At 68.8% G+C, this 20,597-nt stretch carries 22 protein-coding genes and 1 pseudogene; 18 read left to right on the forward strand and 5 right to left on the reverse strand.

Annotated features, from left to right (window positions below; genetic code table 11):
• A complete protein-coding gene (locus tag QOZ99_RS08325) occupies positions 1 to 1,197 on the reverse strand; it encodes a branched-chain amino acid ABC transporter permease (protein WP_306889501.1) in 1,197 nt (398 codons plus the stop codon).
• Positions 1,198 to 1,364: 167 nt separating this feature from the next.
• A complete protein-coding gene (hemB, locus tag QOZ99_RS08330) occupies positions 1,365 to 2,426 on the reverse strand; it encodes a porphobilinogen synthase (protein WP_306889502.1) in 1,062 nt (353 codons plus the stop codon).
• A 246-nt stretch (positions 2,427 to 2,672) separates the two neighbouring features.
• Between hemB and QOZ99_RS08335 the strand changes: the two genes are divergently transcribed.
• The 3 genes from QOZ99_RS08335 to ldtR all read left to right on the forward strand — a co-directional run bounded on the left by QOZ99_RS08335 (position 2,673) and on the right by ldtR (position 4,897).
• Complete coding sequence (locus tag QOZ99_RS08335; RefSeq protein WP_306889503.1) at positions 2,673 to 3,734, forward strand: enoyl-CoA hydratase/isomerase family protein; 1,062 nt, start codon at positions 2,673 to 2,675, stop codon at positions 3,732 to 3,734.
• A gap of 25 nt (positions 3,735 to 3,759) precedes the next feature.
• The gene (locus QOZ99_RS08340; RefSeq protein WP_183191115.1) at positions 3,760 to 4,191 is read left to right on the forward strand and encodes a DUF6163 family protein; all 432 of its coding nucleotides are present in this window, start codon (positions 3,760 to 3,762) and stop codon (positions 4,189 to 4,191) included.
• Positions 4,192 to 4,324: 133 nt separating this feature from the next.
• Complete coding sequence (ldtR, locus tag QOZ99_RS08345; protein WP_306889504.1) at positions 4,325 to 4,897, forward strand: transcriptional regulator LdtR; 573 nt, start codon at positions 4,325 to 4,327, stop codon at positions 4,895 to 4,897.
• Between the two features lie 57 nt (positions 4,898 to 4,954).
• On the opposite strand, the gene QOZ99_RS08350 is transcribed toward ldtR, so the two are convergent.
• The gene (locus QOZ99_RS08350) at positions 4,955 to 5,983 is read right to left on the reverse strand and encodes a histone deacetylase family protein (RefSeq protein ID WP_306889505.1); all 1,029 of its coding nucleotides are present in this window, start codon (positions 5,981 to 5,983) and stop codon (positions 4,955 to 4,957) included.
• Positions 5,984 to 6,228: 245 nt separating this feature from the next.
• Between QOZ99_RS08350 and glyA the strand changes: the two genes are divergently transcribed.
• The 9 genes from glyA to QOZ99_RS08395 all read left to right on the forward strand — a co-directional run bounded on the left by glyA (position 6,229) and on the right by QOZ99_RS08395 (position 14,110).
• A complete protein-coding gene (gene glyA, locus QOZ99_RS08355; protein WP_306889506.1) occupies positions 6,229 to 7,536 on the forward strand; it encodes a serine hydroxymethyltransferase in 1,308 nt (435 codons plus the stop codon).
• Between the two features lie 24 nt (positions 7,537 to 7,560).
• Positions 7,561 to 8,082, forward strand: a complete 522-nt coding sequence (gene nrdR, locus QOZ99_RS08360) for a transcriptional regulator NrdR (protein ID WP_370876817.1) — start codon at positions 7,561 to 7,563, stop codon at positions 8,080 to 8,082.
• A 50-nt stretch (positions 8,083 to 8,132) separates the two neighbouring features.
• The gene (gene ribD / locus QOZ99_RS08365; protein ID WP_306889507.1) at positions 8,133 to 9,233 is read left to right on the forward strand and encodes a bifunctional diaminohydroxyphosphoribosylaminopyrimidine deaminase/5-amino-6-(5-phosphoribosylamino)uracil reductase RibD; all 1,101 of its coding nucleotides are present in this window, start codon (positions 8,133 to 8,135) and stop codon (positions 9,231 to 9,233) included.
• Complete coding sequence (locus QOZ99_RS08370) at positions 9,234 to 9,824, forward strand: riboflavin synthase (protein ID WP_306889508.1); 591 nt, start codon at positions 9,234 to 9,236, stop codon at positions 9,822 to 9,824. It begins immediately after the preceding gene.
• 44 nt (positions 9,825 to 9,868) lie between these two features.
• Complete coding sequence (gene ribH, locus QOZ99_RS08375) at positions 9,869 to 10,366, forward strand: 6,7-dimethyl-8-ribityllumazine synthase (RefSeq protein ID WP_306889509.1); 498 nt, start codon at positions 9,869 to 9,871, stop codon at positions 10,364 to 10,366.
• A gap of 7 nt (positions 10,367 to 10,373) precedes the next feature.
• The gene (gene nusB / locus QOZ99_RS08380) at positions 10,374 to 10,886 is read left to right on the forward strand and encodes a transcription antitermination factor NusB (RefSeq protein ID WP_306889510.1); all 513 of its coding nucleotides are present in this window, start codon (positions 10,374 to 10,376) and stop codon (positions 10,884 to 10,886) included.
• A gap of 10 nt (positions 10,887 to 10,896) precedes the next feature.
• Complete coding sequence (gene thiL / locus QOZ99_RS08385) at positions 10,897 to 11,928, forward strand: thiamine-phosphate kinase (protein ID WP_306889511.1); 1,032 nt, start codon at positions 10,897 to 10,899, stop codon at positions 11,926 to 11,928.
• 109 nt (positions 11,929 to 12,037) lie between these two features.
• Entirely contained in the window at positions 12,038 to 12,802 is a 765-nt protein-coding gene (locus QOZ99_RS08390; RefSeq protein WP_306889512.1) for an ABC transporter substrate-binding protein, read from the forward strand.
• A gap of 69 nt (positions 12,803 to 12,871) precedes the next feature.
• Entirely contained in the window at positions 12,872 to 14,110 is a 1,239-nt protein-coding gene (locus QOZ99_RS08395) for an NAD(P)/FAD-dependent oxidoreductase (RefSeq protein ID WP_306889513.1), read from the forward strand.
• 203 nt (positions 14,111 to 14,313) lie between these two features.
• Here the strand turns inward: QOZ99_RS08395 and QOZ99_RS08400 are convergent, their stop codons facing one another.
• On the reverse strand, positions 14,314 to 14,811 hold the full coding sequence (locus tag QOZ99_RS08400; protein ID WP_370876818.1) for an outer membrane protein assembly factor BamE: 498 nt from the start codon (positions 14,809 to 14,811) through the stop codon (positions 14,314 to 14,316).
• 228 nt (positions 14,812 to 15,039) lie between these two features.
• Here QOZ99_RS08400 and QOZ99_RS08405 point away from each other — a divergent pair, with 228 nt between their 5' ends.
• The 6 genes and pseudogenes from QOZ99_RS08405 to QOZ99_RS08430 form a co-directional block, all read left to right on the forward strand.
• Entirely contained in the window at positions 15,040 to 15,603 is a 564-nt protein-coding gene (locus QOZ99_RS08405) for a ubiquinol-cytochrome C chaperone family protein (protein WP_306889514.1), read from the forward strand.
• Positions 15,600 to 16,127 carry a YceD family protein gene (locus QOZ99_RS08410; RefSeq protein ID WP_306889515.1) on the forward strand — a complete coding sequence of 176 codons (528 nt, stop codon included), beginning with the start codon at positions 15,600 to 15,602 and terminating at the stop codon, positions 16,125 to 16,127. Before QOZ99_RS08405 ends, QOZ99_RS08410 begins: the two co-directional genes overlap by 4 nt.
• A gap of 132 nt (positions 16,128 to 16,259) precedes the next feature.
• Entirely contained in the window at positions 16,260 to 17,339 is a 1,080-nt protein-coding gene (gene plsX, locus QOZ99_RS08415; RefSeq protein WP_306889516.1) for a phosphate acyltransferase PlsX, read from the forward strand.
• Complete coding sequence (locus QOZ99_RS08420; RefSeq protein ID WP_306889517.1) at positions 17,336 to 18,310, forward strand: beta-ketoacyl-ACP synthase III; 975 nt, start codon at positions 17,336 to 17,338, stop codon at positions 18,308 to 18,310. Before plsX ends, QOZ99_RS08420 begins: the two co-directional genes overlap by 4 nt.
• A gap of 109 nt (positions 18,311 to 18,419) precedes the next feature.
• Positions 18,420 to 18,731, forward strand: a complete 312-nt coding sequence (locus tag QOZ99_RS08425) for an integration host factor subunit alpha (protein ID WP_306889518.1) — start codon at positions 18,420 to 18,422, stop codon at positions 18,729 to 18,731.
• Positions 18,732 to 18,754: 23 nt separating this feature from the next.
• Positions 18,755 to 19,012: pseudogene (locus QOZ99_RS08430) on the forward strand (MerR family transcriptional regulator); the annotation flags it as partial.
• A gap of 932 nt (positions 19,013 to 19,944) precedes the next feature.
• On the opposite strand, the gene QOZ99_RS08435 reads toward QOZ99_RS08430, so the two are convergent.
• The gene (locus tag QOZ99_RS08435) at positions 19,945 to 20,283 is read right to left on the reverse strand and encodes a septal ring lytic transglycosylase RlpA family protein (RefSeq protein ID WP_183191131.1); all 339 of its coding nucleotides are present in this window, start codon (positions 20,281 to 20,283) and stop codon (positions 19,945 to 19,947) included.
• Between the last annotated feature and the right edge of the window lie 314 nt (positions 20,284 to 20,597).

Genomic DNA, 20,597 nt, shown 5'->3' on the forward strand with positions numbered 1-20,597 from the left:
TCAGAATTCTCGCGGCGAAGGAGCCGCACGATTGAAGAGACCGCCTGGCCGCAGGATGAGAAACCCGGCCAGGAGCGAATAGGTCACGACGTCGCGATAGGCGATATCAAAGGCCGAGGACCACACGGTTTCGACGCCGGCGACGAGGGCGGCGCCGAGAAAAGCGCCCGGCACCGAGCCAATGCCGCCAATAACCGCCGAAATCAAGGCTTTGAGCGTAATGGCCAGCCCATCGCCGGGCGAAATCGTCCCATAGGCCAGCACGACGATGGTTCCCGCCAGCCCGCTGGCCGCGCCGGAGACGAGAAACGTGGCGGAGCGAAGGGCCGGCACCGGCACTCCGAGCATGGCCGCCATGAGCGGATCCTGCGCATGTGCGCGCCAGGCGCGGCCGAAGCGCGACAGCCCGATGAGGCCGAGCAGCACCGCCGCGCCGAACAGGCTCAGCGCCGCCGCCAGAAGCTGCGCCGGGGTGGCGGTGGCGATGAAGCCGCGGGTGCCGGCAATGTAGATCGGCCGGTTCAGCAGCGCCGGCAGCCAGTTGACGCGATCCGGCGCGGTGATCCGCAGCAGTTCGGCCAGCACGATGGCGACGGCCGCCGTGGCGATGAGCACGGCTTGCGGCGAGGTCGCGCGCTGGCTCACCGGCAGCACCACCAGGCGGCCGATCACCCAGCTGGCCAGCGCGCCGGCCGCCGCCCCCGTGAGCAGGGATAGGGTGAGCGCCATCGGCCCCAGCCGCCCGAACTGGCTCGCCACCCCCACCGCGACCAGCATGTTGGTACCCGCCAGCACGGCGATTTCGCCGAAGGCGAGGTTGATCCGCCCGATAAGGCCGTAGACCAGCGAGAAACCGGTGGCGATGAGCCCGTAGACGCCGGCCATGACGATGCCGTTCAGCGTCTGCTGCAGCCAGTAGGCGGTGCGTGCATCGAGCCGGAGCAGGGGGCGCCGCGCCAGCGCAGGCGGGTGATCGTCGAGGCCCCAGCGTTGCAGGATATAGAGCTTGATGTCGCTGAGCGCGCCGCGATCCGTGTCGATGGCGGTCAGTTCGAAGCGCCCGATTCCCGTCTGTGCCGCGAAGGTGCAGATGATCCAGTGCGCGCTGGCGAAGCCGTCGCGGCGCGCGCGGTAGGAGAGTTTGAGCGCGTTCGGTGCGCCCGGCACGGGGTTGAGAGCGGTCTCGACGATCTCCACGCTCGCGTCGTGCAGCGCCGGTGCGGCGGAGCGGCAGATCCGCGCCTGGTCGGCGTCGATGATCGCGCCGCAGGCGCCAAGCGCGAGGGCGGTCAGCAGCAGGAGAAGGGCGGCCGTGAAGCGGGCGATGCCGGTCTCCCGCGTCCTGCCCTCGCCCTCGCGCGCCGTCAGCCCTCGCGGGCCAGCTTCTCGGCGACGCGGGGAGCGAAATAGGTGAGGATGCCGTCGGCACCGGCGCGCTTGAAGGCCATCAGGCTCTCCATCATCGCCTTTTCGCCGTCGAGCCAGCCATTGCGGGCGGCGGCCTCGATCATCGCGTATTCGCCCGACACCTGATAGGCGAAGGTCGGCAGGCCGAAGGTCTCCTTCAGCCGGTAGACGATGTCGAGATAGGGCAGGCCGGGCTTCACCATCAGCATGTCCGCGCCTTCCTCGATGTCGAGCGCGGCTTCGCGCAGCGCCTCGATGCCGTTGGCGGGGTCCATCTGATAGGTGCGCTTGTCGCCCTTGAGGCAGCCATTGGAGCCGACCGCGTCGCGGAACGGGCCATAGAAGGCGGACGCATATTTGGCGCTGTAGGCGAGGATCTGCGCGTCGATATGGCCCGCCGCGTCGAGCGCGCGGCGGATCGCGCCGACCCGGCCGTCCATCATGTCGGAGGGGGCGATGACGTCGGCGCCGGCATCGGCCTGCACCAGCGCCTGCTCCACCAGCACCGCCACCGTATCGTCGTTGAGGATGCGCCCGTCGACGTCCAGCAGGCCATCATGGCCGTGGCTCGTATAGGGATCGAGCGCGACGTCGGTGATGAGGCCGATATGGGGAACCGCGGCCTTGATCGCCCGCAGCGTGCGGCAGACGAGATTGTCGCGGTTGAGCGCCTCGCGCCCGTCGGCGGAGCGCAGGACAGGGTCGGTATAGGGAAACAGCGCGATGGCGGGGATGCCGAGGCCGGCGGCGCGTTCGGCCTCGCGCACCGCCTCGTCGACGGTCAAGCGCTCCACCCCCGGCATGGAGGAGACCGGCGTGCGCGCTTCGCTGCCATCCATCACGAAAATCGGCCAGATGAGATCGGCGGCGGTGAGCGTGTTTTCCCGCACCAGCCGGCGCGTCCACTCGGATTTCCGGTTGCGCCGCGGGCGCTGGGCCAGATCGAGCCGCGACGACGCATCCTGTCGGCCCGAGGGCTCGAGAAAGGCGGGGCGGGGACGGGCGAAGGGGATCGTCATGGACACGCTCGCATCGACCAGTTTCGAATACTTATAACGTCATACAGCTGTCAGCGCGATATGTAGAGCGGGGCGATTGCGTACTTGCCCGCCAAAGCGTCGCAGGCCGGCCCGCCCCGCCGTCGCGGGCAGGCCCGAATGCAGCTTCGGCGCGCCCGCTCGTGCCGCGCGCCGTCTTTTCCCCGGCGCCGCGAGGCCCTATTGCCTGTGCGACGGCGAGCATGGGCATCCGGAAGGGCAGGCGGCGTGAGCGAGAACATCGGCATTCGATTCGAGGTCCGCGGCGCGGCCGGCATCATCACGCTGGACCGGCCGCGGGCGCTGAACGCGCTCGACCACGCGATGGTGCGGGCCATGCACGCGCAGCTGGCGCGCTGGGCGGAGGACCCCGCTGTCGCGCATGTGCTGCTGCGCTCGGCGCATGAGCGCGCCTTCTGCGCCGGCGGCGACGTGCGGCACATGGTGGAGCTGGGGCGTTCCGGCCGGAAGGAAGCGGCGCGCGACTACTGGCGCGACGAATATGCGCTGGACCTTGCCATCGCCCGCTACCCCAAGCCGTTCATCGCGCTGGTCGACGGACTGTGCTTCGGCGGCGGTTTCGGCGTGTCGGGTCATGCCCGCCATCGCGTGGCCGGCGAAAATCTGGGCTTTGCCATGCCGGAAGTGGCGATCGGCCTGTTTCCCGATGTCGGCGCGACCTTCGTTCTGCCGCGCCTGCCGGGCTGGGCCGGCACCTGGCTGGCCATGACCGGCGCGCGCATCGGCATGCCGGACGCCGTGGCGCTCGGCCTCTACACCCACTTTGTCCCCACCGCCCGCTGGCCGGCGCTGATCGAGGCCCTGGCCGCCGGCGAGCCGGTGGAGCGCAGCCTCGCCACGCTGAAGGCCGACGCGCCCGCGCCGGCCTTGCTGCGACTGTACCCGGTCATCGACCGCATCTTCGCCGGCGGCAGCGTCGATGCGATCCTCGCCGCGCTCGATCATGCGGGCGCGGGCGCGGGCGAGGTGGCCGATTTCGCCCTCGCCCAGCGCGACACGCTCCGGCGCGCCTCGCCGACCAGCGTGCACATCGCCTTCCAGCAGATGCAGCGTGGCCTCGGCCTGGATCTGGCCGGATGCCTCGCGCTGGAGTTCCGTGTCGTCACCCGCCTGCTGGACGGCCCGGACTTCTATGAGGGCGTGCGGGCCGTGCTGATCGACAAGGACCAGACGCCGCTCTGGCGGCCGTCGCGGCTGGACGAGGTCGATCCCCGCGCCATTGCCGCGCTCATGGATGAGCCGCTGCCCGACGAATTGCTGCTGACCTGAGCGCGAATTCGGGTATTCAGGCGGGATGAGTTCACCCTATGACCCCATCGATACCACCATAGGCCTGGCCGGCGCCGAACTGCCGCCCTGGCAGCGCCGCGTGGTGCTGTATCTGCGTGTGCTGGCCGGCTTCCTGCTGCTGAAGACGATCTACAGCTGGACCCTGATCTGCGGCGTGTGGGACGGTACGACCAGCCGGTTCGAGATGCTCTCGCTGGCCGCGCAGGCGGCGGTGATCTGGGCGGCGATCATGAACCCGGTGGCGGCGGTCGGCCTGTGGCTCGGCGCCTCCTGGGGCGTCGTGCTGTGGCTGGTGACGGCGATGGTGCAGATCCTCATCAACGCCTCGGCGCCCGAGGGCGTGGGGCGGCTGTTCATCGTCGCGGCGGTGGAGACGGTGCTGGTCGCGATCTACGCGTTCCTGACCTACAAGGCGGCCCGCGAAAGCGAGGACTGATCCCGCTAACGCCCCGTAAAGGATAAGTTTTCACTAACGATTCAGGCTCTCGCTTAAGCCGTCCTTAGAGCGCGCGCCCCACACTCCGGCGGATGAGAGGGAGATAATCCCCAGGTCGGATCGGGGTGTGCAGATGAAGGCGACAGCTCAGGCAACGAGCGTGGTGGCATTCGGCAAGCGGGGTGAAGCGCGGGGCGAGCAGCGGGGCGAGCTTGCGCGTCAGGAGGCCGCGCAAGCGGCGCAGGACGAGATCGCGCCGCTCTATCAGGAGGCGCTGTCGCTGCTGGAGCGCCTGCATCGCCGGCTGATCGACGTGGTCAATGACGAATTCGCCCGCCGCGACCGCGAGGACGTGAACGCCATCCAGGCGCTGCTGCTGTTCAATATCGGCGATGCCGAGCTCACCGCCGCGGAACTGCGCACGCGGGGCTATTATCTCGGCGCCAACGTATCCTACAATCTGAAGAAGCTGGTCGAGGCCGGCTATCTCGACCACCAGCGCTCGCGCATCGACCGCCGCGTCGTGCGCATCAAGCTGACGCCCAAGGGCGAGGAAGTGCGCGCCATCGTCGAGGCGCTGTACAGCAAGCACATCACCACGATCGAGCAGATCGGCGGCATCGGGCGCGAGGACTTCCAGGTGATCAACAAGGCGCTGCAGCGGCTGGAGCGCTTCTGGACCGACCAGATCCTCTACCGGCTGTGAGGCAGGCGAGGGCGCTCCAGGCCCTCGCCTCCCCGCAGGCCCTCGCCTCCCCATTCGTCACGCCTGTTCGAAGCCTTCCAGCGTGTTGGCGACGTTGACGCCGATCGCCTCCACCGCATAGCCGCCCTCCATGACGAACAGCGTCGGCAGGCCCAGCGCGGCGATGCGTCGCCCGATCCCGACATAGTCCGGGCTGTCGAGCCGGAACTGCGAGATCGGGTCGTGCTTGTAGGTGTCGACGCCGAGCGACACGATGAGTGCGTCCGGCGCGAAGGCGTTCACGCGCCCGCAGGCCGCCTCCAGCGCCGCGCTCCAGCCCTCGTAGTCCGTGCCCCAGGGCAGCGGGAAATTGGCGTTGAAGCCTTCACCCGCGCCCGCGCCCGTCTCATCGGCATAGCCGAGGAAATAGGGGAATTCCTGCATCGGGTCGGCGTGGATGTTGCACACCAGCACGTCGCCGCGCTCGTAGAAAATGGCCTGCGTGCCGTTGCCGTGGTGATAGTCGACATCGAGAATGGCCACGCGGGCCGCGCCCCGGTCGCGCAGGCCCTGCGCCGCCACCGCCGCGTTGTTGATGAAGCAGTAGCCGCCCATGGTTCCCGCATGGGCGTGGTGGCCGGGCGGGCGGCACAGCGCGAAGGCCGCCCGCTCGCCGCCGGACAGCAGATCGACTCCGGTCAGCGCGGCATCGGCGCCCGCCTGCACGGCATCCCAGGTGCCCGCGACGATGCAGCAGCCGGCATCGAACGAGAAATGCCCCAGCTTGCCGTCAATGGCGTCCGGCTCGATGAAGCGCATGCCCGGCGCGCGCCAGAAGCTCGGCAACGCTGGCGTGTCGCGCCCCTCGGCGGTCCACAATTCCCAGGCCTGCGCGAGGAAGCGGACATAGGCGGGATCGTGCACCGCAAGCAGCGGGTCGAGCCCGTGCGCGGTGGGCTCGACGAGCGGACCGAGGCCGCGCGCGCCGATGGCGTCGAGAATCATCGCCACCCGCTCGGGCTTCTCGAAGGCGGGCACGATCTGCCCGTTATTGAGCTCGACATGGCCGGAATGGCCGAGATGGCGCGGCGTGTGGATGATCTTCATCGCGGGTCCCGGATTCGCGGGGGAAGGGGCCCCGACGATAGGCGAGCGGCGCTTGTCCTGTCATCCCGGCCGGCCCGTGTCGCGCCGCTCGGCACGCGCCGCCGCGTCGATGCAAGGCGTCCTGCCGGGAGCGTGCTTTGAAACGCCGCAGGGGCTGTGCTAAGCGACCCGCCTTGATTTCCGAAGGGCCGACGCGAGGTCGGCCCGAAGGCGTCGCCACCGCCCCGTGCCAGGGAGGCCGGAATATGTCGTCCGAAGCCCACGCTTCATCCACCAGCTCCATCAGCCGCTTCTTCGAAGCGACGCTCGGCGAGACCGATCCCGAGCTCGCCGGCGCCATCTCCGCCGAGCTTGGTCGCCAGCGCGACGAGATCGAGCTGATCGCGTCCGAGAACATCGTCTCGCGCGCCGTGCTGGAAGCCCAGGGTTCGGTGCTGACCAACAAATACGCGGAAGGCTATCCCGGCCGGCGCTATTATGGCGGCTGCCAGTTCGTCGACGTGGCGGAGCAGCTTGCCATCGACCGCGCCAAGCAGCTGTTCGGCGCCGGCTTCGCCAATGTGCAGCCCCATTCGGGCGCCCAGGCCAACACCGCCGTGTTCTTCGCGCTGATGCAGCCGGGCGATGCCTTCCTCGGCCTCAACCTCGCCGCCGGTGGCCACCTCACGCATGGCGCGCCGGTGAGCCTGTCGGGCAAGTGGTTCAAGCCGGTGCCCTATAATGTGCGCCGCGACGACCAGCGCATCGATTACGAGGAAGTCGCCAGGCTCGCCGACGAGCACAAGCCGAAGGTGCTCATCGCCGGCGGCTCGGCCTATCCGCGCCATATCGACTTCGCGAAGATGCGCGCCATCGCCGATTCGGTCGGCGCCTATCTCATGGTCGACATGGCCCATTTCGCCGGGCTGGTGGCGGGCGGCGTGCATCCCAACCCGGTGCCCCATGCCCATGTCGTGACCACCACGACGCACAAGACCCTGCGCGGTCCGCGCGGCGGCATGATCCTGACAAATGACGAGGACCTCGCCAAGAAGTTCAACTCGGCGATCTTCCCCGGCATCCAGGGCGGCCCGCTGATGCACGTCATCGCCGCCAAGGCGGTGGCCTTCGGCGAGGCGCTGCAGCCGGAGTTCAAGATCTACGCGAAGAACGTGGTCGAGAATGCGCAGGCGCTGGCGGAAAACCTCAAGGGCCACGGCTTCGAGATCGTCTCCGGCGGCACCGACACGCATTTGATGCTGGTCGACCTGCGGCCGAAGAAGCTCACCGGCAAGGTGTCGGAGATCGCGCTCGGGCGCGCCCACATCACCACCAACAAGAACGGCATCCCGTTCGATCCCGAGAAGCCCTTCGTCACGTCCGGCGTGCGCCTTGGCACCCCGGCCGGCACGACGCGCGGCTTCGGCGTGGGCGAGTTCCAGCAGATCGGCGACATGATCGCCGAGGTGCTGGACGTGCTGTCGCAGAAGGGCACCGACGAGGACAGCCTGGTCGAGGCGGCGGTTCGCGGCAAGGTGGCCGAACTGCTCGCGCGTTTCCCGATCTACGGCTGAGGCCCCCGGAACCCAGGTGAACCGATGCGCTGTCCTTATTGCGGAAGTCTCGAAACGCAGGTGAAGGACTCCCGTCCGACCGAGGACAGCGCCGCCATCCGCCGCCGCCGCATCTGCCCCGATTGCGGCGGCCGCTTCACCACGTTCGAGCGCGTGCAGCTGCGCGAGCTTACCGTGCTCAAGCGCTCGGGACGGCGCGTGCCGTTCGACCGCGACAAGCTGGCGCGCTCGGTCGAGGTGGCGCTGCGCAAGCGCCCCGTCGATCCCGAGCGGATCGAGCGGCTGGTGTCCGGCCTGGTGCGCCGGCTGGAAAGCATGGGCGAAAGCGAAATCACCTCCGAGACCATTGGCGAGCTGGTGATGGAGAGCCTGAAACAGCTCGACGACGTCGCCTATGTCCGCTTCGCCTCCGTCTACCGCAATTTCCGCGAGGCCAAGGATTTCGAGGCCGTGCTTGGCGAGCTGGAGCCGCGCCCGGGTGAGGGCGGGGATGGCGAAGACCCCGCCGCCCCGGCCCGCCGCCGCCCCAACCTTGCCGACGATTGATGCGGCCGAACATCGCCGCCAGCCGTCGCTCCCTTATGATGAAGCCTGACATGCAAGACGAAGCCCTCATGGCCGCCGCGCTCAGCGTTGGCCGGCGCGAACTCGGCCAGACCTGGCCCAATCCCGCCGTCGGCGCGGTGGTGGTGCGCGAGACGCCCGCCGGCCCGGTCGTGCTCGGGCGCGGCTGGACGTCCAAGGGCGGCCGTCCCCATGCCGAGCCGCAGGCGATCGCGCAGGCGGGCGCGGCGGCGCACGGGGCGACGCTCTATGTGACGCTGGAGCCCTGTTCGCACCATGGCCAGACGCCGCCCTGCGTCGATTCGATCCGCGCCGCCGGCCTCCGGCGGGTGGTGGCGGCGGTGGAAGACCCGGATTTCCGCGTCGCCGGCCGCGGCTTCGCCATCCTGCGCGAGGCCGGGATCGAGGTGATTGTCGGGCCCGGCGCGGCGGAGGCGCGGATCGCCCATGCCGGCCATATCCGCCGCGTCACGGAAGGCCGCCCGCATGTCATGCTCAAGCTGGCCGTCTCGGCCGATGGCAAGGTCGGGCTCGCCGGTCGCCGCCCCGCCGCGATCACCGGTGAGGTGGCGCGCGGGCGGGTGCACATGCTGCGCGCCACCTTCGACGCCGTGCTCACCGGCATCGGCACAGTGCTGGCGGACGACCCGCTGCTGACCTGCCGCCTGCCGGGCATGCTCGATCGCTCGCCGGTGCGCATCGTGCTCGACAGCGATCTGCGGCTGCCGGCCACCAGCGCGCTGGCCCGCAGCATCGCGACCGCGCCGCTTTGGATTCTCGCGGCCGAGGATGCGCCGGCGGAGCGCGAGGCGCTGATCGTCGGTCTCGGGGCGGAGGTGATGCGCGTGCGCCGCCGCGCCGGGGGCGGGCTCGATCTCGACGAGGCGGTGAAGCTGCTGGCGCTGCGCGGCATCACCCGGCTGATGGTCGAGGCCGGCCCGCGCGTCGCCGCCGCCTTCGTGCAGAGCCGGCTGGTCGACGAGGCGGATATCTTCGAGGCGCCGCGCGAACTGGGCCATGATGGGCTCGATGCGCTGGAGGGACTGCCGCTTTCGCAACTGGATACCTATCTGTCGGTGACAGAGACCGAGCGGCACGGCGCGGATCGGCTCACCATCATGAGGCGTCGCTAGATGTTCACGGGAATCGTCACCGATATCGGCACCGTCCGCGAGGTCGCGCCGCGCAATGACGTGCGCCGGCTGACCATCGGCACCGTCTACGACACGTCCACCATCGCGCTCGGCGCCTCGATCGCCTGCTCGGGCGTGTGCCTCACCGTGGTGGCGGTGCAGCCCGACGCCTTCGAGGTCGAGGCCGCGCCGGAGACGCTGTCGGTGACGACCGCGCGGGACTGGCAGGTGGGCGGGCGGCTCAATCTCGAACGCGCGCTCAAGATCGGCGACGAACTGGGCGGCCATATCGTGCAGGGCCATGTCGATGGCGTCGCCACCGTGGTGGCGCGCGAGGATCTGGGCGAGACGACGCGCTTCGTGTTCGAGGTGCCGGCCGCGCTCGCCCCGTTCATCGCGGCGAAGGGCTCGGTCACGCTCGACGGCACCTCGCTCACGGTGAACGAGGTAGACGGTCTGCGCTTTTCCTGCCTGCTCATACCGCATACGCTGGCGCATACGACGTGGGGCGATGTCCAGCCGGGCGGCGCTGTCAATATCGAAGTCGACATGATGGCCCGCTACGCGGCGCGGCTTGCGGAGTTCCGCTGACGGGTCTACCTCGTCGGCCCGTCCAGTTTCATGAGGTTCCAATCATGGCGAGCCCACGCCCGCCGCGCGCTTCCGATGCCGACCTCACGCCGCTCCACGGCGCGCGCGTGCTCATCGTCGAGGCCCGGTTCTATGACGACATCGCCGACGAACTGCTCGCCGGCGCGATGGGAGCCGTCACCGCCGCCGGCGCCAGCGCGGAGGTCATCTCGATGCCCGGCGCGCTGGAGATCCCGACCGCCATCGCCATCGCGCTCGATGCCGCCGCCGCTGCCGGCACGCCCTATGACGCGGCCGTCGCACTCGGCTGCGTCGTGCGTGGCGAGACCTATCATTTCGAGATCGTCGCGGGTGAATCCTCCCGCGCGCTGATGGACCTCGCCGTGGCGCGCCAGCTGCCGTTCGGCAACGGCATTCTCACGGTCGAGACTGACGAGCAGGCATGGGTCCGTGCCCGCGTGAGCGAGGGCAACAAGGGCGGTGGCGCGGTCGAGGCGGCGCTCACCCTGCTGCGCCTCAAGCGCCGCGTCGGGCAGGCGTGAGGCGATCATGACCGCGACCCCCAAACCCGTAACCGCCAAACCCGCGACCTCCAAGCCGGTCAACCACAAGCCGCTGCGCAAGAGCGCCGCCCGCCTCAATGCGGTGCAGGCGCTCTACCAGATGGATGTGGCGGCGACCCCGCTGCCCGAGATCCTCGCCCAGTTCGAAAGCCACTGGATCGGCCAGGAGATCGAGGGCGACGAGATTGCCGGCGCCGACCTCAACCTGTTCCGCGACATTGTCGGCGGCGTGGTGCGCGAGCAGCGGGTGGTTGATCCCGTTCTCGATGCCGCGCTGGTGAATGGCTGGCCGCTCAAGCGCATCGAGGTGGTGCTGCGCGCCGTGCTGCGCGCGGGCGCCTATGAACTCGCTGCCCGGCCGGACATTCCCGCCCGCGTCGTGGTTGCCGAATATGTGAACGTCGCCGCCGCTTTCCTCGACCGCGAGGAGACCGGCATGGTGAATGCGGTGCTGGACGGCATCGCCCGCGAGCGGCGCCCCGCCGAGTTCCCGGGCTGAGGGCGAGGACATGAGCGCGGGCGGTTCCGGCGCGGCAGGCAATCCCGGCAAGGATCCGGGCTCCGGCGAGGATCGCCTGATCGCGCGGCTGTTCGAGCCGCTCGCCCGGCATCCCGGCGCGCTCGGGCTGAAGGACGACGCCGCTTTCCTCGACCTGCCGCCCGGCCACCAGCTGGTGCTGACCAAGGACGCGCTGGTCGCCGGCGTTCACTTCTTTGCCGATGACCCGCCGGCCTCCATCGCCCGCAAGGCGATGCGGGTGAACCTCTCCGACCTCGCGGCCAAGGGGGCCGTGCCGCTCGGCGTACTGCTCGCCATCGCCATCCCGCCCGACATGTCGGCCGACGCGCTGGAAGATTTCGCGCGCGGCCTCGGCGAGGATGCGGATCGCTACGGCGCGCCGCTGCTGGGCGGCGACACGGTGCGCACGCCGGGGCCCTTCACCGTCTCCATCACCGCGCTCGGCTCGGTGCCGATGGGTGAGATGGTCCGGCGCACCAGCGCCCCGCCGGGCGCGGCGATCGTCGTGACCGGCACGATCGGCGACGCGGCGCTCGGCCTGCAATTGCGCCTCGATCCCGGCCGCCCCGGCTTCGCGGCGCTGGATGGCGCGCAGCGCGCCTTCCTGGCGGAGCGCTATCTGCATCCGCGCCCGCGCCTCGCGCTCGCGGCCAGCCTTCGCGCGCATGCCCTTGCCGCGATGGACGTTTCCGACGGTCTGGTCGGCGATCTCGCCAAGCTGCTCGCGGCCTCTCATGTGGCCGGCGCCATCGACGCCGCCCGGGTGCCGCTGAGCGATGCCGCCCGCGCCGCCATCACCGCCGAGCCGGCGCTGCTGGAGACGGCGCTGACCGGCGGCGACGACTACGAGCTTCTCGCCGTGATGGCCGACGCCCATCTCGATGCCTTTCATGCGCGCGCCACCGCGGCGGGCATCGGCGCGGCGGTGATCGGCCGCACATATCCGGGGCAGGGGCTGGTGGTGCGGGACGAGGGGGGCGCGCCGATCGCCTTCGCGCGGAGCAGCTTCAGCCATTTCTGAGGGCGGGATGGCCTAAAGGTTAGGCGAAGCGCGCATTGCCTCGCGGTGGGGCAGGGCCTAGCCTTCGGGCAAGCTGCCCGTGTACGGCAGCGAGATTGGGAACCACGATATGAAATTCGTCAGGATACTGGCCGCGGCTGCGGCCATGTCGCTCGCTGCCGGGGCCGCGCATGCGGAAATCAAGAAGGTGCGCATCGGCACCGAAGGTGCCTATCCTCCCTTCAACTCGGTGGATTCGGCCGGCAAGCTGGTCGGCTTCGACATCGATATCGCCAATGCGCTCTGCGAGAAGATGAAGGTTGAATGCACCTTCGTGGCGCAGGATTGGGATGGCATCATCCCCGCGCTGCTCGCCAAGAAATACGACGCCATCGTCGCCTCAATGTCGATCACCGACGAGCGCAAGGAGAAGGTGGCCTTCACCGTTCCCTACTACCTGACGCCGGGCAATTTCATCGCCCCCAAGGATACGACGCTCACCGCGATCACCCCCGAGGCGCTGAAGGGCAAGGTGCTTGGCGCGCAGTCCTCCACGACCGGGGCAACCTATCTCGAGGACAAGTACAAGGGTTCGGAGGTCAAGCTCTACCCGACCCAGGACGAGGCCAATGCCGACCTCGCCGCCGGCCGCCTCGATGCGGTGGCGGCCGACAAGTTCGTGCTCTACGAATGGCTGGAGAAGACCGATGCCGGCAAGTGCTGCAAGTTCATCGGCCCGGACCTCGCCGACATGAACCCCGATGGGACCGGCATCGCCGTGCGCAAGGAAGACAATGAACTGCGCGAGATGCTGAACAAGGCCATCAAGGACATCCAGGCCGACGGCACCTATCAGAAGATCAACGCGAAATACTTCCCCTTCCCGATCAACTGACTCGGGGCCGGTGTGGCGGGGCGTGGCTCTCGGGCCCGCTCCGCCGCCTCTGCCTTAGGACGACTTCCCATGAAAACCGATACGATCGTGCTCGGCGCCGGCATTGTCGGCACGTCGATTGCGCTCAATCTCGCCGAGCGCGGCCGCTCGGTCGTCCTCGTCGACCGGCGTGGCCCGGGCGAGGAAACCTCCTATGGCAATGCCGGCCTGGTGGAGCGCGCTTCCATCTACCCGACCGCGTTTCCGCGCAGCGTGAAGGCGCTGCTCGACGTGGCGCTGCGCCGCAATCCCGGCGCGAGCTATCACTGGAGCGCGCTTCCCGGCCTCATTCCCTGGATGTTCGCCTATTGGCGCGCCTCGGCGCCGGCCCGCATACTCGACTATGCCCGCGTCATGGATTCGCTGTTGGTGCACACCGTCACCGAGCACCAGCGCCTCAGCGCGGCCAGCGGCGCCGGGCATTTCTTCCGCGAGGGCGGCTGGCTCAAGCTCTACCGCACCGAGGGCGGACTCGCCAGCGAGCGCGCCGAGTTCCCCCTCGCGCGCCATTACGGGCTGACCGCCCGCGAGGTGTCGATCCACGAGGCGCTGGAACTGGAGCCCTCGCTGCGGCCGGTCTTCACCGGTGCCGTGCTGTGGTCGGACCCGCACTCCGTCTCCAGCCCCGGCGGCGTGACGCAGACCTATGCGGCCCACCTGCCGCAGCTTGGTGGCCGGGTGCTGCGCGGGGACGCGCGCACGCTGGCAAGGTTCTGCGCGGGCTGGTCGGTGAAGACCGAGGAGGGGGCCGTCGAGGCGCCGAACGTGGTGGTGGCGCTGGGACCATGGGCGATGGACGTGCTGCGGCCGTTCGGCGTCAATCTGCCGCTGCAGGTCAAGCGCGGCTATCACATGCACTACCGGCCCGAGGGCAATGCCAGCCTTGCGCGGCCGATTCTGGACGAGGAGGGCGGCTATGTCATCACGCCGATGCAGGGTGGCATCCGCCTGACCACGGGTGTGGAATTCGCCGGCCGCGATGCGCCCCGCAGTCCTGTCCAGCTCGACCAGACGGAAATTCTGGCGCGCGGCCTGTTTCCGCTCGGCCCGCGGGCCGAAGCGGAGCCATGGATGGGCTCGCGCCCCGCCTTCCCGGACATGTTGCCGGTGATCGGCGCCGCGCCGGGACAGAAGGGCCTGTGGCTGGCGATCGGCCACCAGCATCTGGGCTTCACGCTCGGCCCGATAACCGGGCGCCTGCTCGCCGACATGATGGACGGGGTGACGCCGGTGGTCGATCCCGCCCCGTTCGCCGCCACGCGCTTCTAGAGCGTTTTCGAGCGGGGTGGATGCCGGATCGCGTGACGAAAACGCGTCGAGCCCAAGAACCTGGAGCCAAGAACCTCAAGCCGGGAACCTGGAGCATCTTCGGCGAACCGGAGTTCCCCGAAATGCTCCAGGCGAATCGATCCCGCGAAGTTGCGAAAGCGCGATTGACGACAGCCGGCGCCCCGCGTCGGCCGTCGGGTGGCTCAGAGCGTCGGGTTGAACTGGGTCGCGTTGAGGAACTGGCCGAGAATTGACAGTTCCTGTCCGCCGGTCGGCGTGGTCCGCGACACGAAGTCGAACACCTTGCCGTCCTTCAGGCCATAGTCGGCGATGCGGGTCACGCGCTTGTCCTTGGGGTCGAAATAGACCGCGAGAACGCGCTGGTCGATGATCTCGGGCCGCAGGAACATCACCTTTTTGGCCTTCTGCGAGATGTAGTAGAACACCTCGCCATCCACGGTGGCGACAGTGGAGGGCGTGCCCAGCACGAGCAGCACCTGCTCCTGGCTCGACCCCACCGGGATCTGCTCCAGCGCGCCGGGCGTCGCCACATAGCCGCGCTGCTGCTCGGAGACGAAGCCCGTCGGCGTGCGCGGCAAGCCCATTGTCGAGGCCGGCATGCTGAGATCGCCGGGGGCGCATCCGGCCATCCCGAGAGCCGCCATCGCGGTCGCAAGGAGCGTTACGCGCGTCACTGCCATCACCACATCTCCATCCGCCGCCACATCGCGCCGTCGCAAAGCGCGCAGCCGCCAATCACGGCACGCGCGCTGCGCAGAAAGCACAGGCGGCGCCATCGACGCAACCTTGCCCCGCGCCGGCCGGGCCCGGGGCACCCGTCCGGGGTTGCCACTGGCACCGACCCGCGCTAACCCCCACATCGACCATCCGCCGGCCAGAGGCGGGCGGCGCGAGGCAGGGAGCCGGTCATGATTCTGCGCTTCTTCCGCCGGAACGACGGACGCGAGACCATTCAGCGGCTCTATGGCGCGATCGTGGCACACTCGCGCGATCCGGCATTCTATACCGCTTATGGTGTGCCCGACACGATCGAAGGGCGGTTCGAGATGATCCTCGTGCACGCCTTCCTGCTGTTTCACCGGCTGAAGGACGAAAGCGCCGGGCGCCGTGAATTCGCCCAGAGAGTGTTCGACGCTTTCTGTGTCGACATGGATGCCAATCTGCGGGAAATGGGCGTGGGCGATCTCACCGTGCCGAAGAAGATGAAGCGCGTCGCCGAGGCCTTCTACGGCCGCGTGAGCGTCTATGACGCGGCGCTGGCCGAGCCGGACGACGCATCCCTCGCGGACGCCGTCCACCGCAACGTTTATGCGGACGATGGCGCCCGCCTCGCCGAGGCGCAAGCCCTGGCGCTGTATATGCGCCGCGCCGTCACCGCGCTCGCGGCGGTGCCTTTCGAAACCTTCGCGGCGGGCGAACTGCCCATGCCGCCCGCCACCGACATCAACTTCAAGGAGGTCACGCCGTCATGACCGATGCGTTGCCGATGAGCCATCCGGTAGTGGTGGCGAGCCTTCCCGACACGGGCACCACCGTCAAGCTCGCGCCGGATGCCGCCACGCGCGCGGCGCTTGCCGCCGATTTCGGCATTCCGGGCATTTCCGTCCTGACCGCCACCGTCACCCTCGTTCCCGGAAGCGGGGGCAGCGTGCGGGTCACGGGGCACCTCGACGCCGTGGTGACGCAGACCTGCGTCGTCACGCTGGAGAATTTCGACGGGCCGGTGTCGGAAGACATCGACATGCATTTCGCGCCGGCCGAAAAGCTGCCGGAGGTGAAGCCGGGGGCGGAAATCGACGTCACCGAACTCAATCTGCCCGATCCGCTGGTCAACGGCACGGTGGATGTCGGCGGCGTGGTGGCGGAATTTCTCGCGCTCGGGCTCGATCCCTATCCGCGCAAGCCGGGCGTGGCGTTCTCCGGCGTGGAGGAACTGAGCGATGCGGAAGCTTCCCCCTTCGCCGCGCTGGCGCGCCTGCGCGACGAGGACAAGTAGGGCCAAGGCGCGGCATTTTGGGTCTAAATGGCCTGACGCTATTGTCATGTCGGCCCAACTGAGGCATGCCCTCATCGCCTCCGCGGTTCCCTCCGGGCCGCGCGTACCCGATCTGAGAGACCTCACCGCTAGATGTCTTCGACCGTCCGCATAGCGCTCGACGTGATGGGCGGCGACCATGGTCCGGACGTCGTGCTGCCGGGTGCGGAGATCGCGCTCGTCCGCCACCCGGACATTCGCTACCTCCTGTTCGGAGACGAGGCGCGCATTCGCCCCTTGCTCGCCGCGCATCCGCGCCTCGCGAAGGCGAGCCAGATCATCCACACCGATGTCGTGGTCCGCATGGACGACAAGCCGAGCCAGGCCCTGCGCCACGGCCGGCGCGTCTCCTCCATGTGGAAGGCGATCGACGCCGTGCGCCTGCATGAGGCCGATTGTGCCGTTTCCGCCGGCAATACCGGCGCGCTGATGGCGATGGCGAAGGTGAACCTGAAGACCATGGCCGGGATCGATCGCCCCGCCATCGCCTGCCTGTGGCCGACCATGCGCGGCGAGAGCGTGGTGCTCGATGTCGGCGCCTCGATCGGCGCCAGCGGGCAGCATCTGGTCGACATGGCGGTGATGGGCGCGGCCATGGCGCGCATCGTGTTCGACATCGAGCGCCCGACCGTGGGGCTGCTCAATGTCGGCGTCGAGGAAATCAAGGGCGTCGAGGAAGTGAAGGAGGCCGGCACGGCGCTGCGCGAGAGCAGCCATCCCGGCCTTGCCTATCACGGCTTCGTCGAGGGCGACGATATCGGGCGCGGCACGGTGGACGTGGTCGTCACCGAGGGCTTCTCGGGCAATATCGCGCTCAAGACCGCCGAAGGCACCGCCAAGCAGGTGGCGGATTATCTGCGCGCCGCCATCAATCGCAGCCTGCTGGCGAAGATCGGCTATCTCCTCGCCCGGGGCGCCTTCAACGCGCTGCGCGAGAAGCTCGATCCGCGCAAATCCAATGGCGGCGTGTTCCTCGGGCTCAACGGCGTGGTGATCAAGAGCCATGGCGGCACCGATGCGGAAGGCTTCGCATCGGCGGTCGACATCGGCTACGACATGGTCCGCTACCAGCTGCTTTCCCGCATCGCCGCGGGAATGAACGATCGTCCCCGGGTTGGTGCGCGCGCCGGTGCGGCGGCTCCCGCTTCGGCCGAATTACAGGTTTCATCGTGACTGACATTCGTTCCGTCGTGCGCGGCGTTGGCTCGTACTTGCCCGCACGCGCGCTTACCAATGCCGATCTCGCCCAGATCGTGGATACGTCGGACGAATGGATCGTCCAGCGCACCGGCATACGCGAGCGCCACATCGCCGCCGACAATGAACTGACCTCCGATCTCGCGCTGCACGCCGCCCGCGCGGCGTTGGCCGACGCGGGGATGGACGCGGGCGACATCGACCTCATCGTGCTCGCCACCTCCACGCCCGACAACACGTTCCCGGCGACGGCGGTGAGCGTGCAGGCCGGGCTCGGCATCACCCGGGGTGCCGCCTTCGACCTGCAGGCGGTGTGCTCGGGCTTCGTCTTCGCGGTGGCGACCGCCGACAGCTTCCTGAAGTCGGGCGCCTTCAAGCGCGCGCTGGTGATCGGCGCGGAAACCTTCTCGCGCATCCTCGACTGGTCGGACCGCACCACCTGCGTGCTGTTCGGCGATGGCGCGGGCGCGCTGGTACTGGAAGGCGTCGCCGCCCAGGACGCGGGCGGCCGCGGTGTGCTCACCACGCATCTGCGTTCGGACGGGCGGCACAAGAACAAGCTCTATGTCGATGGCGGCGTCTCCTCGACCAAGACCGTCGGCTTCCTGCGCATGGAAGGGCGGGAAGTGTTCCGCCATGCCGTGGGCATGATCACCGATGTGATCGTCGATGCCTTCGAGGCGACCGGCGAGAGCGCGCAGACGATCGACTGGTTCGTGCCGCACCAGGCCAACCGGCGCATCATCGACGCCAGCGCCGCGAAGCTCGGCATCGCGTCGGAGAAGGTGGTCGTCACGGTCGACAGGCATGGCAACACCTCCGCCGCCTCGATCCCCCTCGCACTGGCCACGGCCCACGCGGACGGGCGGATCAAGACCGGCGACCTCGTGCTGCTGGAAGCGATGGGCGGCGGCTTCACCTGGGGATCGGCGCTGATCCGCTGGTAGGGCTGCCGGTCGGGCAACCCTTGCTGCATCTCGCCGTTGACCGCGCACCTCTCGGGCGCCTAGGCTGCGGGCTCCATTTAGAAAAGTCCAACAATAAAGGAGGCGTAGCATGGCCGGTCGAACCATCACGCGTGCAGATCTGGGCGAAGCCGTCTACCAGCGCGTGGGCCTGTCGCGGACCGAATCGGCCGCGCTCGTGGAGACCGTGCTCTCGGAGATTGCCGATTGCGTCGCCCGCGGCGAGACGGTGAAACTCTCATCCTTCGGCTCCTTCGTGGTGCGCCAGAAGGGCGAGCGCGTGGGGCGCAATCCCAAGACCGGCGAGGAAGTGCCGATCGCCCCGCGCCGGGTCATGGTGTTCAAGCCGTCCAACATCCTCAAGCAGCAGATCAACGGCAACGATGCCGAGGCCGGCTCGTGAGCCACCGCGAGGAGTAGCCGAGCGTGGAGAAGGGCCCCGACGCCTTCCGCACGATCAGCGAGGTGGCCGAGGATCTCGACCTGCCGCAGCATGTGCTGCGGTTCTGGGAGACGCGCTTCCCGCAGATTCGCCCGCTGAAGCGGGGCGGGGGGCGGCGCTATTATCGCCCGGACGACGTGGAACTGCTGCGCGGCATCCGGCACCTGCTCTATGCCGAGGGCTACACCATTCGGGGTGTCCAACGCATCCTCAAGGAAGATGGGCCACGCCATGTGCAGGCCATCTGGCAGGCCATCGAGGGTGAGGGCGCGGCGAGTGGAGGCACGGCGCGGGCCGATGACGACGGCCGCACCGACGACATCGCCGATGACGACCTCCCTGAGGCGGGAGGGCGCGCGCGCGGACGCGAGGGGGCTGCCCCCGCGCGGGGCGGTGCGCTGAGCGGGCTGCTGAACCTTCTGCCCTCGCGCCAGCACGGCGGCACGGCCGAGGAAGGCGTCACCGTGAGGCGGGTCGGCCGTCACCCGCTGGATGACGAGCCGGAATTCCCCGAACTGCCCCTGCTGCCGGAGATCGCGCCGCGCGAGGAGCCGCATCGTCACGAGCCCGGCCGGCGCCAGCCCAGCCTGTATGAGCCGCATCTTCAAGAACCGCATCTGCATCCGCCGGGCCCGCCCGAGGGGCGGCGCGCGGAGCCGCAGGTCGGCCCGATGCCGCTCGGTGAGAACCGGCCGAGCTTCGCGTTTCGGCCGCTGGCACCCGAGCGCGAGCCCGGGATGGACGATGAGAGCGACGATGAGCAGCCCGCGCGTCCCGGAATCGACCGCGAAGCCGATCATGATGAGGATGACGACGATGCGCCCCCTCCGGCGCGGGGCGAGCCGGCGCTTCACGCGGCGGAGCCACGTCTGGCGGCACCGCGCACCCAACTGGCGGCGGATGATATACGGCGCCTGCTCCTGACCTTCCAGGAACTGAGGGAGTGCCGCCGCATCCTGCAGGCAGCGCGCGCCGAGAGCGGCACTTCCGAGGACGAGGGCAACTGACCCTCGGCGCAGGCTCCCTGCCGTCAGGCGGGCTCCCAGGCGGGCTCCGAGGGGCGCTGGGGGCGCTGAAGGCGCCAGAGGGGAGGCGCGGGCCCTCTCGACCCGCGCGCTCGTTTTCCCGATCTCCGGTCTTGCCGTCTCTGGTCATCCAGAGTCCGGACGTGGCGTCACTCCACCACGGCGATCTGTACCTTGGCGACACCCCGCGAGCGGAAGCCGAGGCTCTCCGCGGCGGCGGTCGATACATCGACGATGCGACCGCGCACGAAGGGGCCGCGGTCATTGATGCGCACCACCACGGAGCGGCCATTGGCCTGATTGGTGACGCGCAGTTTGGTGCCGAAGGGCAATGAGCGATGCGCGGCCGTCAGGCCCCGCGCATTGTGCTGCTCGCCATTGGCGGTGCGGCCGCCATAACCGTAGTACGACGCCATTCCGGACGTCGCAAAAGTCTTCTTCTGATCAGCGTGCGCAGGTTTGCCGCCGGCGGCGAAGATGATCCCCATCGCGAAAGCCGCGGTGGCAATCCGTCCCGATCCCCAAGCCGTCAATACCTCGTTCCTTCTCCAGTTTCACAATGCGAATCTGGATGGAAAGGAAATGTGGCAGGGGCATCACGATGAAGTGGCCGGATCTGGGCAATATCGATGGATAGTTGGCATAATTCATAAGCAACACGTGATGCACAGAGTGCCCGATTCCAGCCTCATCTGCAAGCATTGGCGACAGATATTCACACCCGCAAGTTACTTATACGTGAGCGAATCAATACTGTACGAAGCGTGCCATCACTATCGTTCGCAAATGATGCGACGGTTTC

The sequence above is a fragment of the Ancylobacter amanitiformis genome (assembly GCF_030814815.1).
Classification (GTDB): Bacteria; Pseudomonadota; Alphaproteobacteria; order Rhizobiales; family Xanthobacteraceae; genus Ancylobacter; species Ancylobacter amanitiformis.

What these genes read in the sequence shown, in the direction of transcription:
- hemB (WP_306889502.1), bottom strand. Translation starts at nt 2,426, where the DNA reads ATGACGATCCCCTTCGCCCGTCCCCGCCCCGCCTTTCTCGAGCCCTCG.
- QOZ99_RS08340 (WP_183191115.1), top strand. Translation starts at nt 3,760, where the DNA reads ATGAGTTCACCCTATGACCCCATCGATACCACCATAGGCCTGGCCGGC.
- ldtR (WP_306889504.1), top strand. Translation starts at nt 4,325, where the DNA reads ATGAAGGCGACAGCTCAGGCAACGAGCGTGGTGGCATTCGGCAAGCGG.
- QOZ99_RS08350 (WP_306889505.1), bottom strand. Translation starts at nt 5,983, where the DNA reads ATGAAGATCATCCACACGCCGCGCCATCTCGGCCATTCCGGCCATGTC.
- glyA (WP_306889506.1), top strand. Translation starts at nt 6,229, where the DNA reads ATGTCGTCCGAAGCCCACGCTTCATCCACCAGCTCCATCAGCCGCTTC.
- nrdR (WP_370876817.1), top strand. Translation starts at nt 7,561, where the DNA reads ATGCGCTGTCCTTATTGCGGAAGTCTCGAAACGCAGGTGAAGGACTCC.
- ribD (WP_306889507.1), top strand. Translation starts at nt 8,133, where the DNA reads ATGCAAGACGAAGCCCTCATGGCCGCCGCGCTCAGCGTTGGCCGGCGC.
- QOZ99_RS08370 (WP_306889508.1), top strand. Translation starts at nt 9,234, where the DNA reads ATGTTCACGGGAATCGTCACCGATATCGGCACCGTCCGCGAGGTCGCG.
- ribH (WP_306889509.1), top strand. Translation starts at nt 9,869, where the DNA reads ATGGCGAGCCCACGCCCGCCGCGCGCTTCCGATGCCGACCTCACGCCG.
- nusB (WP_306889510.1), top strand. Translation starts at nt 10,374, where the DNA reads ATGACCGCGACCCCCAAACCCGTAACCGCCAAACCCGCGACCTCCAAG.
- thiL (WP_306889511.1), top strand. Translation starts at nt 10,897, where the DNA reads ATGAGCGCGGGCGGTTCCGGCGCGGCAGGCAATCCCGGCAAGGATCCG.
- QOZ99_RS08390 (WP_306889512.1), top strand. Translation starts at nt 12,038, where the DNA reads ATGAAATTCGTCAGGATACTGGCCGCGGCTGCGGCCATGTCGCTCGCT.
- QOZ99_RS08395 (WP_306889513.1), top strand. Translation starts at nt 12,872, where the DNA reads ATGAAAACCGATACGATCGTGCTCGGCGCCGGCATTGTCGGCACGTCG.
- QOZ99_RS08400 (WP_370876818.1), bottom strand. Translation starts at nt 14,811, where the DNA reads ATGGCAGTGACGCGCGTAACGCTCCTTGCGACCGCGATGGCGGCTCTC.
- QOZ99_RS08405 (WP_306889514.1), top strand. Translation starts at nt 15,040, where the DNA reads ATGATTCTGCGCTTCTTCCGCCGGAACGACGGACGCGAGACCATTCAG.
- QOZ99_RS08410 (WP_306889515.1), top strand. Translation starts at nt 15,600, where the DNA reads ATGACCGATGCGTTGCCGATGAGCCATCCGGTAGTGGTGGCGAGCCTT.
- plsX (WP_306889516.1), top strand. Translation starts at nt 16,260, where the DNA reads ATGTCTTCGACCGTCCGCATAGCGCTCGACGTGATGGGCGGCGACCAT.
- QOZ99_RS08425 (WP_306889518.1), top strand. Translation starts at nt 18,420, where the DNA reads ATGGCCGGTCGAACCATCACGCGTGCAGATCTGGGCGAAGCCGTCTAC.
- QOZ99_RS08435 (WP_183191131.1), bottom strand. Translation starts at nt 20,283, where the DNA reads ATGGGGATCATCTTCGCCGCCGGCGGCAAACCTGCGCACGCTGATCAG.